12 protein-coding genes are annotated in these 14478 nt (G+C 73.7%); 4 read left to right on the forward strand and 8 right to left on the reverse strand.

The features are described from left to right. Positions 1 to 171: 171 nt before the first annotated feature. The 3 genes from DVH02_RS03035 to DVH02_RS03045 form a co-directional block, all read right to left on the reverse strand. Positions 172 to 1812, reverse strand: a complete 1641-nt coding sequence (locus tag DVH02_RS03035) for an ABC-F family ATP-binding cassette domain-containing protein (protein WP_199566144.1) — start codon at positions 1810 to 1812, stop codon at positions 172 to 174. A 360-nt stretch (positions 1813 to 2172) separates the two neighbouring features. Continuing rightward, on the reverse strand, positions 2173 to 2589 hold the full coding sequence (gene ssgD, locus DVH02_RS03040; RefSeq protein WP_114622095.1) for a spore wall synthesis regulator SsgD: 417 nt from the start codon (positions 2587 to 2589) through the stop codon (positions 2173 to 2175). 184 nt (positions 2590 to 2773) lie between these two features. Next, a complete protein-coding gene (locus tag DVH02_RS03045) occupies positions 2774 to 3067 on the reverse strand; it encodes a YciI family protein (protein ID WP_114622096.1) in 294 nt (97 codons plus the stop codon). A 174-nt stretch (positions 3068 to 3241) separates the two neighbouring features. Here DVH02_RS03045 and DVH02_RS03050 point away from each other — a divergent pair, with 174 nt between their 5' ends. From DVH02_RS03050 to DVH02_RS03065, 4 genes are all read left to right on the forward strand, one after another. Next, positions 3242 to 3964, forward strand: a complete 723-nt coding sequence (locus DVH02_RS03050; protein ID WP_114622109.1) for an endonuclease V — start codon at positions 3242 to 3244, stop codon at positions 3962 to 3964. 135 nt (positions 3965 to 4099) lie between these two features. After that, entirely contained in the window at positions 4100 to 5227 is a 1128-nt protein-coding gene (locus DVH02_RS03055) for a CaiB/BaiF CoA transferase family protein (RefSeq protein ID WP_114622097.1), read from the forward strand. Between the two features lie 35 nt (positions 5228 to 5262). After that, positions 5263 to 6477: an acetyl-CoA C-acetyltransferase gene (locus DVH02_RS03060; RefSeq protein WP_114622098.1), complete on the forward strand. Its 1215-nt coding sequence runs from the start codon at positions 5263 to 5265 to the stop codon at positions 6475 to 6477. Between the two features lie 56 nt (positions 6478 to 6533). Next, positions 6534 to 8732 carry a 3-hydroxyacyl-CoA dehydrogenase NAD-binding domain-containing protein gene (locus DVH02_RS03065; RefSeq protein ID WP_114622099.1) on the forward strand — a complete coding sequence of 733 codons (2199 nt, stop codon included), beginning with the start codon at positions 6534 to 6536 and terminating at the stop codon, positions 8730 to 8732. Positions 8733 to 8842: 110 nt separating this feature from the next. Here the strand turns inward: DVH02_RS03065 and DVH02_RS03070 are convergent, their stop codons facing one another. The 5 genes from DVH02_RS03070 to DVH02_RS03090 all read right to left on the reverse strand — a co-directional run bounded on the left by DVH02_RS03070 (position 8843) and on the right by DVH02_RS03090 (position 14454). Beyond that, complete coding sequence (locus DVH02_RS03070; protein ID WP_114622100.1) at positions 8843 to 9502, reverse strand: TetR/AcrR family transcriptional regulator; 660 nt, start codon at positions 9500 to 9502, stop codon at positions 8843 to 8845. Positions 9503 to 9572: 70 nt separating this feature from the next. Continuing rightward, positions 9573 to 11591: a bifunctional sugar phosphate isomerase/epimerase/4-hydroxyphenylpyruvate dioxygenase family protein gene (locus DVH02_RS35900; protein WP_233518010.1), complete on the reverse strand. Its 2019-nt coding sequence runs from the start codon at positions 11589 to 11591 to the stop codon at positions 9573 to 9575. An 11-nt stretch (positions 11592 to 11602) separates the two neighbouring features. Next, positions 11603 to 12472 (reverse strand): shikimate dehydrogenase, encoded by an 870-nt coding sequence (locus tag DVH02_RS03080; protein WP_114622101.1) that lies wholly within the window; start codon positions 12470 to 12472, stop codon positions 11603 to 11605. Further along, the gene (locus DVH02_RS03085) at positions 12469 to 12945 is read right to left on the reverse strand and encodes a type II 3-dehydroquinate dehydratase (RefSeq protein WP_114622102.1); all 477 of its coding nucleotides are present in this window, start codon (positions 12943 to 12945) and stop codon (positions 12469 to 12471) included. Before DVH02_RS03085 ends, DVH02_RS03080 begins: the two co-directional genes overlap by 4 nt. Before the next feature lie 135 nt (positions 12946 to 13080). Beyond that, positions 13081 to 14454: an MFS transporter gene (locus DVH02_RS03090; protein WP_114622110.1), complete on the reverse strand. Its 1374-nt coding sequence runs from the start codon at positions 14452 to 14454 to the stop codon at positions 13081 to 13083. Between the last annotated feature and the right edge of the window lie 24 nt (positions 14455 to 14478).

Below are 14478 nucleotides of genomic sequence, written 5' to 3' on the forward strand. Positions count from 1 at the left end.
CGAGGCGATGAGGGGCGGTCGGCCGGTACCCGCCCATCATGGCCCCGGGGCGCCGCGGGCCGGGAGCGGGGTCCGGACGGGGGTGTCAGGACGGGGACGTCAGGACCCCGCTCCCGGCCAAGCCCCCCCGGGCCCGCCTCGGGGCCGGGCCTCGCGGGCCGTACGGCGCCCTCAGCGGGTCCCGTCCGCCGCGCGCACCTCCTCCGGTGTGGTGTCCCGCAGCTCGCCGTCGAGCAGCAGCCAGCGGGTGATCCCGATCGACTCCAGGAACGTCACGTCGTGGCTCGCCACGATCAGCGCGCCCCGGTACGCCTCCAGCGCGGCCGTGAGCCCGCGCACGCTCGCGAGGTCCAGATTGTTCGTCGGCTCGTCCAGCATCAGCAGGCGCGGCGCGGGCTCGGCCAGCAGCAGGGCCGCGAGCGAGGCGCGGAACCGCTCTCCGCCCGACAGCGTGCCGGCCCGCTGATCGGCCCGCGCGCCCCGGAAGAGGAAGCGGGCCAGCTGCGCCCTGATCACGTTGTTCGTCGCCTCAGGGGCGAGCCGCGCGACGTTCTCCACCACGCTCAGCCCGTCGTCGAGGACATCGAGGCGCTGCGGCAGGAACCGCAGCGGCACCCGCGCCAGCGCCTCGCCGGACACGGGCGCCAGCTCCCCGGCCACGGTGCGCAGCAAGGTGGTCTTGCCCGCTCCGTTGCGTCCCACCAGCGCGATCCGCTCGGGCCCGTGGACGGCCAACTCCCCGCGCACCTCGGCTCCGTGGCGCAGCCGCAGGTCGCGCAGGGCCAGCACGCCGCGCCCCGGATGGACCACGGTGTGCGGCAGCGCGATCCTGATCTCGTCGTCGTCCCGTACCGCCTCCACCGCCTCGCCCAGGCGCTCCTTCGCCTGGCCGAGCTTCTCGGTGTGCATGACGCGGTGCTTGCCGGCGGACTCCTGGGCCGCCCGTTTGCGCGCGTTCATGATGATCTTGGGCTCGCGCTTGCCGTCCCACATCTTCTGGCCGTAGCGCTTGCGCCTGGCCAGCTTGGACTGGGCTTCGGAGAGTTCGCGCTTCTGGCGCTGTACGTCGGCCTCGGCGACGCGGACCATCCGCTCGGCGGCCTCCTGCTCCTGGGCGAGGGCCTCCTCGTAGGCGCGGTAGTCGCCGCCGTACCAGCGCACCTCGCCGTCCCGCAGCTCGGCGATCCGGTCGACGCGCTCCAGCAGGTCGCGGTCGTGGCTGACCACGACCAGCACGCCCGGCCAGGAGCCGACGGCGTCGTACAGCCGCCGCCGCGCGGGCAGATCGAGGTTGTTGGTCGGCTCGTCCAGCAGGAGCACGTCCGGCCGGGCCAGCAGCAGCGCGGCCAGCCGGAGCAGCACGCACTCGCCGCCGGACATCTCGCCGATGGTCCGGTCGAGTCCGATACGGCCCAGACCGAGCTGGTCGAGGGTGGCGACGGCCCGTTCCTCGACGTCCCAGCCGTCGCCGACGGTGGTGAAGTGCTCCTCGCGCGCGTCGCCCGCCTCGATGGCGTGCAGCGCGGCGCGGGTCGCGGCGACGCCGAGGGCCTCGTCCACCCGGAGCGCGGTGTCCAGCACCACGCTCTGCGGGAGGTATCCGACCTCGCCGGTGACGTCGATCCGGCCCTCGGTGGGGGCGAGATCACCTGCTACGAGCTTCAACAGGGTCGACTTTCCGCATCCGTTGAGGCCGATCAGGCCGGTTCTGCCGGCGCCGACGGCCAGTTGGAGGTGGTCGAACACCTCGGTCCCGTCGGGCCAGGCGAAGGACACCGCGGTACAGGTGATGTGGGTGGGGGAGTGGGCCATGACAGGTCTCCGGTCGCGGCGGGGGTCCCCGGGGCGCGTGGACGCGGCGGGAACCCGGCGGTTGGGGGCAGCGGGGGGAGACACCGCGATCCGGAGAGTCCTGGGCGGACGGGAGAGAACCCGGTCGGGAGTACGGCTGGGCAGCCGAGGTCACACACGATCCGCGCGGCGGCCGAGGGAACGGCGGGCCGGCGGCACGGTGTCTCAGGACCTCAGATGCGCAACGTCCTACTCCGATCGACGACAACAGGACATGACCGACGGTAGGGAAGGGACTCGGCGCGCGTCAACGCGATTATTCGGCCCGTGTGTCCGACGGGTCCCGCGTGTTCGACGGGTCCCGCGCGTCGCGCGGCAGGCTCAGCGCGCGTCCCGCAGCAGCTCGGTCAGGTCGTGGTCCAGGTTCAGATACAGGTGCTCACGGCCGGACGGTACGAGCCCCTCGACCCGGTCCAGGAAGCGCCGCAGCTCCGAGGTGCGCAGATGGACCATCGCGGTGCCCTCGGGGGCGTGGAACTCCAGGACCGTACGGCCGTACCCGAAGGGCCGCACCCGCACATCGCCGAAACCGGCGGCCTCCGTCACCCCGGTGGCCAGCAGCTCGCGGGAGAACTCCCACGTCACCTCCGTGCCCTCCAGCGTCGCCGGGGGCGGGAAGGACATCCGTACGGCGAAGGGGTCCTCGCGGTCGTACAGCAGCGTCGCGGGAACGGTCTCCATCCGGGGGGCGGACGAAACGAGTCTGGCCTGCACGGCCTGCTCGATGACGGGTGACATGTCCTGCTCCCCTTCGTCGCACGGTGGCCCGACAGGCGTCGGACCGGAGGTCGATCGCGGTCTTCCCGGCGGGAAAGACGGTCCACAGGGAAAGACGGCGGAGCGGCCCGATACGTGCGCGGAAATGGGAGTGAGTTGTGTCACCGTTCGGTGAAGACGCCGCGGGCGCCCCGGCCGTCCCGGCTCAGATCTGTTCGCGGTACGGCTCCAGCGCGGGCGCCGTCCTGGTCGCGGTGAACTCGGTGATCCGGTAGGCGCAGACGCCTCCGGTCACGAACGGGTCGGCCGCCGTGAGCCGTTCCATCTCCTGGCGGTCCGCCCCGACCGCCAGGAGCACCCCGCCGTCGCGCGGGTTCTTGCGGCCGGAGGCGATGAGGGTACCGGCCGCGTATCCGGCGTCCAGCCAGGCGACATGGGCGTCCAGCAGCTCCTCGACGCGCTCGATGGGCTGCGTGTAGGTCAATTCCAGTACGAACATGATCAGCAGCCTATGACCGCCCGGAGCACGGACCAAGGAGCGCCGGGCCGAGGAGCGCCGGGCCGAGGGGCACGGACCGAGGAGTGCCGGACCGAGGAGCACCGGACCGAGGAGCGCCGGACCGAGGAGCGCCTGACCCGGGCCCGAGCGGGCAGGCCCTACGCTGTCACCGCCATGAAGACGATCAGAACCCCCGCCGACGAGGCCGAGGCCCGCGCCCTCCAGGACGAGCTGCGCGGCCTGGTCGTGCGCGACGAGCCCGGCCCGCCGCCCGGCACCGGCCGCGTCACCGGAGTCGACGTGGCCTACGACGACGAGCGCGACATCGTCGCGGCGGCCGCCGTCGTGCTGGACGCGGCCACCCTCGACGTCGTCGAGGAGGCCACGGCCGTCGGCCGGGTCAGCTTCCCCTACGTGCCGGGACTGCTGGCCTTCCGGGAGATCCCCACCGTCCTGGCCGCCCTGGAGTCCCTGACGTCGGACCCCGGTCTGGTCGTGTGCGACGGGTACGGTCTCGCCCACCCGCGCCGCTTCGGGCTCGCCGCCCATCTCGGGGTGGTGACCGGACTGCCGTCGATCGGCGTCGCGAAGAACCCCTTCACCTTCTCGTACGAGCCGCCCGGCACCCGGCGCGGGGACTCCTCGCCGCTGCTGGCGGACGACGGCGAGGAGGTCGGCGCCGCGCTGCGCACCCGGGACGGCGTCAAACCCGTCTTCGTCTCGGTCGGCCACCGCGTCGACCTGCCCACCGCCCGCGCCCACACCCTGCGCCTCACCCCGCGCTACCGGCTGCCCGAGTCCACCCGGCACGCCGACGCCCTGTGCCGCCGGGCGCTGCGCGAGGCGACCGCGGCAACGGCGGCTCCGCCGGGGGCCGCGCCGGACGGACGAGAGTGACACCGGCGGGGGAACCGGCCCGTCCCACGGCGTAGGCTCGTAGGCGCTGAGCGCTTGCTCACCCCGACGGCCGAGTCGGGGCGGGACGGGCACCCGGCATCACGACCCGTACGTCGGACAAGCGCTGGGGGCCTCATGGTGGCGACAGGAAACGGTCCACTGACCGGTGTACGCGTGGTCGAGCTGGCGGGCATCGGCCCCGGGCCCTTCGCCGCCATGACACTGGCCGACCTCGGCGCCGATGTCGTACGCGTCGACCGGCCGGGCGGCCCGGGGCTGGGCATCGACCCGGCGTACGACCTCACCAACCGCAACAAGCGCTCCGTGCTCATCGACCTCAAGGCCGACGAAGGAGCCGCCCGCGTCCTCGAACTGGCCGAGCGCGCCGACATCCTGATCGAGGGATACCGGCCGGGCGTCGCCGAGCGCCTCGGTATCGGTCCCGGCCCCTGTCTGGAGCGCAACCCCCGCCTGGTGTACGGCCGGATGACCGGCTGGGGGCAGGAAGGGCCGCTCGCGCGGAGCGCGGGACACGACATCGACTACATCGCCGTGACCGGCGCCCTGTCCATGATCGGCAAGGACGGTGAGCCGCCCGCGCTCCCGGCCAACCTGCTCGGCGACTACGCGGGCGGCGCGCTCTACCTGGTCATCGGCGTGCTCGCGGCGCTCCAGCACGCCCGTACCCCGGACGGCGCGGGACAGGTCGTGGACGCGGCGATCGTGGACGGCACCGCCCACCTCACCACCATGATCCACGCCATGATGGCGGCGGGCGGCTGGCAGGACAGGCGCGGGGCCAACCTGCTCGACGGCGCCAGCCCCTTCTACGGTTCGTACGAGACCGCCGACGGCGGGTACATGGCGGTCGGCGCGCTGGAACAGCGGTTCTACCGGCAGTTCGTGGAGCTGCTGGGCATCGCCGACGAGCTGCCCGCCCGCAACGACATCGACCGCTGGGACGAGCTGCGGGACGCGGTCGCCGCCCGGTTCAGGAAGCGGACCCGGGAGCAGTGGACGGAGATCTTCGCCGGGTCCGACGCCTGCGTCGCGCCGGTGCTCTCGCTCCGCGAGGCCCCCGGCCACCCGCATCTCGCGGCCCGCGCCACCTTCACCGACCACGCCGGTCTCCTGCAGCCCGCCCCCGCGCCCCGCTTCTCCGCCACCCCGGCCTCCGTGCGCCGTGCGCCCGCCAGGCCCGGTGCGGACGCCGCCGAGGTGGCCCGTGACTGGGAGCTGCCGAGCGGCGCCCCGAACACCTGAGACACCCTCACCGCCCGAACCGAAAGGCAGTCGCCGTGAGCAACGAAGCGTACGTGTACGACGCGATCCGCACCCCGCGCGGCCGGGGCAAGGCGACCGGAGCCCTGCACGGCACCAAGCCCGTCGACCTCGTCGTCGGCCTGATCCACGAGCTGCGCGCCCGCCTCCCCGGGCTCGACCCGGCGGCCATCGACGACATCGTCCTCGGGGTGGTCAGCCCGCTCGGTGACCAGGGCTCCGACATCGCCCGCATCGCGGCGATCGCCGCCGGACTGCCCGACTCCGTCGCCGGGGTACAGGAGAACCGCTTCTGTGCCTCCGGTCTCGAAGCCGTCAACCTGGCCGCCGCCAAGGTCCGTTCAGGCTGGGAGGACCTCGTTCTCGCGGGCGGCGTCGAGTCCATGTCGCGGGTGCCGATGGGCTCCGACGGCGGCGCCTGGGCGATGGACCCGATGACCAGCTTCGCCACCGGCTTCGCCCCCCAGGGCATCGGCGCCGACCTGATCGCCACCCTCGGCGGCTACAGCAGGCGCGACGTCGACGAGTACGCCGCGCTCTCCCAGGAGCGGGCCGCGGCGGCGGTGAAGGAGGGCCGCTTCGCCCGCTCGATCGTCCCGGTCCTCGACCCCAACGGGCTCACCGTCCTCGACCACGACGAGCACCCGCGCCCCGGCACCACCGCCGACTCGCTCGCCGCGCTGAAGCCGTCCTTCGCGCGGATCGGCGATACGGGCGGCTTCGACGCCGTCGCCCTGCGCACGTACCACTGGGTCGAGGCCATCGACCACGTCCACCACGCGGGCAACTCCTCCGGCATCGTGGACGGCGCGGCCCTCGTCGCCATCGGCTCCCGCGCGACCGGCGAACGGTACGGGCTGACGCCGCGCGCCCGGATCGTCTCCGCCGCCGTCTCCGGATCCGAGCCGACGATCATGCTCACCGGACCGGCGCCCGCCACCCGCAAGGCCCTCGCCAAGGCCGGTCTGACCATCGAGGACATCGACCTCGTGGAGATGAACGAAGCCTTCGCCGCCGTCGTGCTGCGCTTCGTGGACGACATGGACCTCACCCTGGACAAGGTCAACGTCAACGGCGGCGCCATCGCGCTCGGCCACCCGCTCGGAGCCACCGGCGCGATGCTCCTGGGCACCCTCGTGGACGAACTGGAGCGCCAGGACAAGCGGTACGGGCTCGTCACGCTCTGCGTCGGCGGCGGCATGGGCGTCGCCACCGTCGTCGAACGCGTCTGACCCGACCGGTTCCGCACCCGACCCCCGATCCGGAACTCCCCCTACGGAGCAGCAGCATGAGCGAGCCCACCGCCCCGGACACTCGGGCCACCCCCGCCATCCGCTGGGAACAGGACGGCACCGGAGTCGTCACCCTGGTCCTCGACGACCCCGACCGGTCCGCCAACACCATGAACCAGGCGTTCCGGGACTCCCTCGCCGCCGTCGCCGACCGCGCGGAGGCCGAGCGGGACTCCATCCGGGGCATCGTCATCACCTCCGCCAAGAAGACCTTCTTCGCGGGCGGCGACCTCAAGGACATGATCCGGTACGGACCGGCCGACGCCCCGCGGATCTTCGCGGGCGGCATGGCCGTCAAACACGCCCTGCGCCGCATCGAAACCCTCGGCAAGCCGGTGGTCGCCGCCATCAACGGGGCGGCCCTGGGCGGCGGTTACGAGATCGCCCTCGCCTGCCACCACCGCATCGCCCTCGACGCCCCCGGCTCCCGGATCGGGCTGCCCGAGGTCACGCTCGGACTGCTGCCGGCCGGCGGCGGCGTCACCCGTACCGTGCGGCTCCTCGGCCTGGCCGACGCGCTGGGCACCGTACTGCTCCAGGGCACCCAGTACCCTCCGGCGCTCGCGCTGGAGAACGGCCTGGTGCACGAAGTCGCCGCCACCGAGGAGGAGATGCTCGCCAGGGCCCGCGCCTTCATCGACGCCCACCCCGAGTCGGCGCAGCCCTGGGACACCCAGGGGTACCGGATGCCGGGCGGCACCCCGGCCGGTGGCCCCGTCGCCGCCCAACTGCCGTCTTTCCCCGCCAACTTGACCAAGCGGCTCGGTGGCGCCCCGTTCCCGGCGCCGCGTGCGATCCTCGCCGCGGCCGTCGAGGGCGCCCAGGTCGACTTCGAGACCGCGCAGACCGTCGAGGCCCGCTACTTCACCGGGCTGGTGACCGGTCAGACCGCCAAGAACATGATGCGGGCGTTCTTCTTCGACCTCCAGGCCGTCAACTCCGGTGCGAGCCGCCCGGCCGGCCTGCCGCGCCGCGAGGTGCGCAAGGTGGCGGTCCTGGGCGCCGGGATGATGGGCGCGGGCATCGCGTACGCGTGCGCCCGCGCCGGATGCGACGTCGTCCTCAAGGACGTCTCCCCGGAAGCCGCCGAACGGGGCAAGGAGTACGCGCGCGAGCGGCTCGCCCAGGCGCTCGCCAGGGGCCGCACCACCGAGGCCGACCGTGACGCGCTGCTGGCCCGGATCACCCCCACCGCCGACGCCGCCGCTCTCGCCGGGTGCGATGTCGTCATCGAGGCGGTCTTCGAGGACGTCGCACTCAAGAGGAAGGTCTTCCAGGAGGTGTGCGACCTGGTGGAGCCCGACGCACTGCTGTGCTCCAACACCTCCACCCTGCCCATCACCGAGCTGGCCGAAGGCGTCGACAGGCCGGCCGACTTCATCGGGCTGCACTTCTTCTCACCGGCCGACCGGATGCCGCTGGTCGAGATCGTCAAGGGCGGCCGGACCGGCGAGGAGGCCCTCGCGCGCGCCTTCGATCTGGTGCGCGCGCTCGGCAAGACCCCGATCGTCGTCAACGACGCGCGGGGCTTCTTCACCTCGCGGGTGATCGGGCGGTTCCTCAACGAGGGGGTCGCGATGATCGGCGAGGGCATCGAGCCCGCCTCGGTGGAACAGGCCGCCGCGCAGGCCGGCTACCCGGCCAAGGTCCTGGCCCTCATGGACGAGCTGACGCTCACCCTGCCGCGCGCCATCCGCGAGGAGGCGAAGCGGGCCGCGGAGGAGGCCGGCGGCGTCTGGACCGGCCACCCCGCCGACTGGGTGGTCGACCAGATGATCGACGAGTTCGACCGCCCGGGGCGCGCCGCGGGCGCGGGCTTCTACGAGTACGACGAGAACGGGGCGCGCGTCCGGCTGTGGCCGGGGCTGCGCGAGCACTTCTGCACGGAGGCCACCGACGTCCCCTTCACCGACATGAAGGAGCGGCTGCTCTTCGCCGAGGCGCTGGACGCCGTCCGCTGTCTGGAGGAGAACGTGCTGACCTCGGTCGCCGACGCCAACATCGGCTCCCTCATGGGCATCGGCTTCCCCGCCTGGACCGGCGGCGTGCTCCAGTACGTCAACGGGTACGAGGGCGCGCTGCCCGGCTTCGTCGCGCGCGCCCGGGAGCTGGCGGAGCTGTACGGCGAGCGCTTCGAGCCCCCGGCGCTGCTGGTGGCCAAGGCGGAGCGGGGCGAGACGTTCGGCGACGGCTGACCGCTGGCGGCTGACGGTCGAGGGCCGACGGCTGACGGCCGAGGACCGACGGCTGACGACCGAGGGCCGACGGTCGAGGGCCGGTGGGGGCCGGGCGGCCCCCACCGGCCTCAGGCGTCGGCCGTGAGGTAGGCGATCACCATGTCGCCCAGCAGCGCGCGATAGTGCTCCCGCCGGTCCGGAGCCGTCAGATCGCGCCCGAACAGGCTGCTGAACGTGTGCCTGTTGGCCACCCGGAAGAAGCAGAACGAGCTGATCATCGCGTGCAGGTCGACGGCGTCGACCCCGGCGGTGAAGACGCCCTGCGCCCGGCCCTCGTCCAGGATCCGGCCGATGACCACGATCGCGGGGGAGTTGAGCGAGCCGAGCGTCGGGGAGGCCGCGATGTGCTCGGCCTCGTGGATGTTCTCGATCGAGACGAGGCGGATGAAGTCCGGGTGCGCCTCGTGGTGGTCGAACGTCACCTCGGCCAGCCGCCGGATGGCGGAGACCGGGTCCAGATGCGCGACGTCGATCTCCTGCTCGGCGGCCCGTATCACCCCGTACGCCCGCTCCAGCACCGTCGTGAACAGCTGTTCCTTGCTGCCGAAGTAGTAGTAGATCATCCGCTTGGTGGTCCGGGTGCGCGCCGCGATCTCGTCCACCCGGGCACCCGCGTACCCGAGCCGGGCGAACTCCCGTGTCGCCACGTCGAGGATCTCCTCCCGGGTCCTCGCCGCGTCCCGCGTGCGCGTGACCGGGGGTGTCGGCGGGGGGACGGCGGCTGCCATGGGGCTCCTCGCGGCGAAGTGCTTGGTGGGCCCCGAGTCTAACGAGCGGCCTCCGGCCGGTCCTGAGCCCTCACCCCCGCGCGGCGGCGTGCTGGGCCGCGAGGCGTACGGGCGCGTTCCTGGCGCCGTAGCCCCGGTAGCCGCCGGTGCGCTGCACGATCTCGAAGAAGACCCGCCCCACCGTGGTGGTGTAGAAGTGGTGGAACTCCCCGTCCGCGTCGCGGTCGTAGAGGATGCCGTACGCGCGCAGCGTGGCCACTCTCCCCGGCGCCCAGGTGTAGTGGGCCTCCAGATCGTCGTAGTAGTTGTCGGGGACGCGCAGCAGCCCGGCGCCGCGCTCGCGCAGCCGGCGCGCGGTGGCCACGATGTCGTCGGTGGCCAGCGCGATGTGCTGCGGGCGCGCGGCCCGCTCGCCGGGCCCCGGGGCGACGTTCAGGGCGATCCGCACGGAGCCGTCCGGGCCGGCCACCGCGCGGCTGCGCACCAGCCCGAACGGGTCCGCCAGATCCAGGCTCTCGTCCGGTTCGAGGCCCAGCACGCTCCGGTGGAAGAGGGACGCCTCGTCGAACTGGTGCCAGGGCTGGGGGAGCGCGACATGGTCGATACGTGTGAGGCCGGTGGCCTCCCCGGCACGATCGGGCCCGGGGTCGGTGGCTCCGGGACCGGCGGTTCCGGGGGCGGTGGTTCCGGGGGCGGTGGTGCCCGGGACCGCCGGGAAGTCGTCGCGCCAGCCCGCGGCGCCGACCGCCGCCCCGTCCGCCCGGTCCGTTCCGTCCGCCCGGTCCGCCCGGTCCGCCCGGTCCGTCCCGTCCGCCGTCCCGCCCGTCCCCGTACCGCAGAAGAACAGCTCGGTGCCGTCCGGCGCCGCCACCGCGTCCAGCGGCGCGTCCCGCTCGGCGCGTCGGCGCGGCACGACCGGTGCCAGCAGCGCCTCGGCCCGCCGTACGGCCGCGTCCTGGTCGGGCGTCTCCAGGCCGAGGGCGGCGAGTCGCGCCCCGTCCCGTCGGCCGCTCCCCGCGCCGCTGAGCAGGATCCGCGCCTCGCCCTGCTCCCACAGGTCGACCGGCTTGGTGGCGTGCCGTCCCGTCCTGGCGAAGCCGAGCGTCCGCAGCAGTGAGCGCAGCGGCTCGGTGTCGGAGGCGACCAGCTCGGCGAAGGCGAACCCCGTCGGCACGACGGGCGGGGGCGGCGTGCTCAGCCCCGCCGACTCCTCCAGGACGAGCAGCGAGCGCAGCGCGTCGACCGCCGTACGCGCCGCGTCCCCCTGCCGGAAGACGTCGTTGAACACCTCCAGGGACAGCGGCCCGGTGTAACCGGCCCGTACGGCGTGTCCCACCAGGCCCGCGAGGTCGAAGTCGCCCTGGCCGGGGAAGCAGCGGAAATGGCGGCTCCACTGGAGGACGTCCATGGCGATCCGGGGAGCGTCCGCCAACTGGAGGAAGAAGATCTTCTCCCCGGGGATCTCCTCGATGCCCCGGGGATCCGACCCGCGCGACAGGATGTGGAAGCTGTCCAGACAGACGCCGAGCGCCGGATGGTCCGCCGCCTCGACGATGCGCCAGGCATGGTCGTAGGTGTGGACGTGCCGCCCCCAGGCGAGCGCCTCGTAGGCGAGCCGGATCCCGTGCTCCGAGGCCAGCGAGGCGAGCCGGTGCAGATGCTCGGCGGCGAGCGCGTCGTCGTCGACCGCGTCGGGCGAGACGCTGGAGCAGACCAGCAGCAGATCGGCGCCGAGCCGCTCCATCAGCGCGAACTTCCGCTCCGCGCGCCGCAGATTGCGGCGGAGGATCTCCTCGGGTACGGCCTCCGCGTCCCGGAACGGCTGGTAGAGGTCGATGGTCAGCCCCAGATCGGCGGCGCGGGTACGGACCTCCTCGGGGCTCAGCGGGCTCGCGATCAGATCGTTCTCGAAGATCTCGACCCCGTCGAACCCGGCCGCCGCGGCGGCGCCGAGTTTCTCGGAGAGGGAGCCGCTCAGCGACACCGTGGCGATGGACGTGCGCGGCGCGGGCCCGCGCGGGGTCTCGCGCGGGTCGGACGCACCGGCTGCGGGCTTCCTCGTGGTGGTCGTCCTCGTGGTGGTCTTCATGGCGGGCTTCCTCACGGGGTGGGGGCGCCGACGAGATCGGCGAAGTCGTCGAGCATCCGGTCGGGGTGCGGCTCCAGGCCGGTGAACAGCCGGAACGCGTCGGCGGCCTGGAAGACCGCCATGGCGCCGCCGTCGAGGGTGGCGCAGCCCAGCTCGCGGGCCCGCCGCACGAGTTCGGTGTCGAGCGGCCGGTAGACCACCTCGGCGACCCACAGCCCCGGCCGCAGCAGCCCCGCGGGCAGCGGCAGCCCGGGGTGGCCCGCCATGCCGGTGGGCGTCGCGTGGACGAGGCCGTCGGCGCGGGCGAGCCGCCCGGCCAGGTCACGGCCGGGGAGGGCGCTCGCGCGGCCGGGCCCGAAGTGCGCGTTGAGCGCGGTGGCGAGGGCCACCGCGCGCGCGTGGTCGGTGTCGGCCAGCGCCAGCCGGTCCGTGCCGAGGGTGAGCAGCGCGTGCGCGACGGCCGCGCCCGCTCCGCCCGCGCCGAGCTGGACCACCCGGCCGGTGGGGACCCCGGGCAGCCCCCGGGCGAAGGAGCGCGCGAAGCCGGTGACATCGGTGTTGTGGCCGACGGCCCGCCCGTCCCGGAACACGACGGTGTTGACCGCGCCGAGCGCCGCGGCCCCCGGGGACAGTTCGTCCAGGTGCTCGATCACCAGCTGTTTGCACGGGTGCGTGATGTTCAGCCCGTCGAACCCGAGCGAGCGCGCCGCCCGCACCAGCTCCCCGACCGCCTCGGGCCCCAGCCCCAGCCGGTCGATGTCGATGACGCGGTAGAGCAGCCGCAGCCCGTGCCGGTCCGCCTCCCGCTCGTGCAGCGCGGGGCTGAGCGAGGGGCCGATGCCCGCGCCGATCAGACCGGTCAGGTACGCGGCGCCGGTCATCGGGCCACCGCCGTCAGCCGGGTCGGCCGCGCCGGCCCGCGCGCGTGGCCGTGGGCGCCCGCTCCGCGGATCACGGTGGCGGCGACGGCCGACACGTACGAGAAGTGCCGGAACGGCTCCCGGGCGTGGATGTCGGAGAGACGGACCTCCACCACGGGCAGGTCCGCGGCGGCCGGCGCTTCGCGCGGCGCCACCGATGTGTGGCCGTAGCCGGCCGGGTTGATGAGGATGCCCCGGTGCGCGGTACGGGCCTCCTGCACGGCGTCGGTCAGCACTCCCTCGTGGTCGCTCTGCCGGAAGTCGGCCCGCGGGCCGTGTTCGGCCGCGGTGGCGCGGCACAGCGCCTCGATCCCGGCGAGGGGCTCCTCGCTGTACACCTCGGGCTCCCGTACCCCGAGGAGATCGAGGTCGGGGCCGTTCGGCACGAGGACGGGTACGGGGCGGTCCTGGGCGGAGCCGGAGGGGTCGGTCATCGTGATCTTTCCGGTGAGGGGGGTGTGGGGTCCGGGGGTGCGCGGCCCCGGCCCGGGACTGTCGGGTCCGGGGCCGTTCCGTTCCCGGCCCGGGACTGTCGGGTCCGGGGCCGGGTCCGGGGCCGTTCCGTTCGGTCAGGCGGGCACGGAGCGCGGGTCGCCGGTCCCGGACGGGGTCTTCCCGTCCGCGCCGCCGCCCGCCGGGCCGCGCCCGGCGCCGAGCCGCGCGGTGGGCACCCGGTGAGTCTCCCGGCCGGTCGCCACCGCGAGCGAGCTGAGTGCGCAGAAGGCGGCGGTGAAGATCCCGACGCCCACCCAGTTGTCCCCGTCGGGGCCTGCGATGCTCGCCGCGAAGCTCACGGCGAACCCGGCGAAGGCGAAGCCGATCTGGGTGCCGATCGCCATGCCCGAGAGCCGCACCCGGGTGGAGAACATCTCCCCGTACAGGGCGGGCCAGATGCCGTTGGCCGCGCTGTAGACCACACCGAAGAACACGATGCCGGTGAGGAACACCAGCGGATAGGAGCCGGTGGAGATCGCCCAGAGATAGCCGAAGACCATCACCCCGGAGCCGAGCGAGCCGATGAGGAAGACCGGCTTGCGGCCGATCCGGTCCGAGAGCCTCGCCCACAGCGGGATGGTCAGCAGGGCCACGGCGTTGGCGCTCACCCCGACCCACAGCATGGCCGTCTTGCCCATGCCGACGGCGTCCCCGGTCGCGTACGACAGCGCCCAGACGGTGAAGATCGTGGAGACGGTCGCGATGGTGGCCGCCGCGACGACGCGCAGCACATCGGCCCAGTGGTGGCGCAGCAGATGGACGAGCGGCAGTTCGGCCGGCGCCGCGCCCGCCGACGCCCGGTCCGCCGACTCCTGCCGGAAGACGGGGGTCTCCTCCAGATTGCGCCGGATCAGATACCCGGCCAGCGCGACGAGGGCGCTGAGCAGGAACGGGATCCGCCAACCCCAGGTGTAGAGCTGGTCGTCGGGGAGCGCGGCGACCGGGATGAAGATCAGGGTGGCGAGGATCTGGCCCGCCTGGGTGCCGTTCAGGGTGAAGCTGGAGTAGTAGCCGCGCCGGTCCTCGGGGGCGTGTTCCAGCGTCATCGAGCTGGCGCCGGCCTGCTCGCCCGCCGCCGAGACGCCCTGGAGCATGCGCATCAGGACCAGCAGGACGGGGGCGGCGGCGCCGATCTGGTCGTAGGTGGGCAGCGCGCCGATGAGGAACGTGGAGATGCCCATCAGGATCAGGGTCAGGACCATCACCCGGCGTCGGCCGAGCCGGTCGCCGATGTGTCCGAGGAACAGCGCCCCGAGCGGCCGGGTCGCGTACGCCACCCCGAAGGTGCCCAGCGAGATCAGGGTCGCGGTCGCGGGATGGTCCGGGTCGAAGAAGACCTTGGGGAAGATCAGGGCCGCGGCGCTGCCGTAGATGAAGAAGTCGTAGTACTCCAGGGCGCTGCCGATCCAGGCGGCGACGGCCGCCTTGCGGGGCTTGCCCGGTGGGATCGGGGCCGGTGGTGAGGGGGCGGG

Origin of the sequence: Streptomyces corynorhini (genome assembly GCF_003346515.1) — a bacterium.
GTDB lineage: Bacteria > Actinomycetota > Actinomycetes > Streptomycetales > Streptomycetaceae > Streptomyces > Streptomyces corynorhini.

Excerpts from the sequence above, each read along its gene's own strand:
- DVH02_RS03050 (WP_114622109.1), top strand. The coding sequence starts at position 3,242 with ATGAAGACGATCAGAACCCCCGCCGACGAGGCCGAGGCCCGCGCCCTC.
- DVH02_RS03070 (WP_114622100.1), bottom strand. The coding sequence starts at position 9,502 with ATGGCAGCCGCCGTCCCCCCGCCGACACCCCCGGTCACGCGCACGCGG.
- DVH02_RS03035 (WP_199566144.1), bottom strand. The coding sequence starts at position 1,812 with ATGGCCCACTCCCCCACCCACATCACCTGTACCGCGGTGTCCTTCGCC.
- DVH02_RS03055 (WP_114622097.1), top strand. The coding sequence starts at position 4,100 with ATGGTGGCGACAGGAAACGGTCCACTGACCGGTGTACGCGTGGTCGAG.
- DVH02_RS03080 (WP_114622101.1), bottom strand. The coding sequence starts at position 12,472 with ATGACCGGCGCCGCGTACCTGACCGGTCTGATCGGCGCGGGCATCGGC.
- DVH02_RS03065 (WP_114622099.1), top strand. The coding sequence starts at position 6,534 with ATGAGCGAGCCCACCGCCCCGGACACTCGGGCCACCCCCGCCATCCGC.
- DVH02_RS35900 (WP_233518010.1), bottom strand. The coding sequence starts at position 11,591 with ATGAAGACCACCACGAGGACGACCACCACGAGGAAGCCCGCAGCCGGT.
- ssgD (WP_114622095.1), bottom strand. The coding sequence starts at position 2,589 with ATGTCACCCGTCATCGAGCAGGCCGTGCAGGCCAGACTCGTTTCGTCC.
- DVH02_RS03045 (WP_114622096.1), bottom strand. The coding sequence starts at position 3,067 with ATGTTCGTACTGGAATTGACCTACACGCAGCCCATCGAGCGCGTCGAG.
- DVH02_RS03085 (WP_114622102.1), bottom strand. The coding sequence starts at position 12,945 with ATGACCGACCCCTCCGGCTCCGCCCAGGACCGCCCCGTACCCGTCCTC.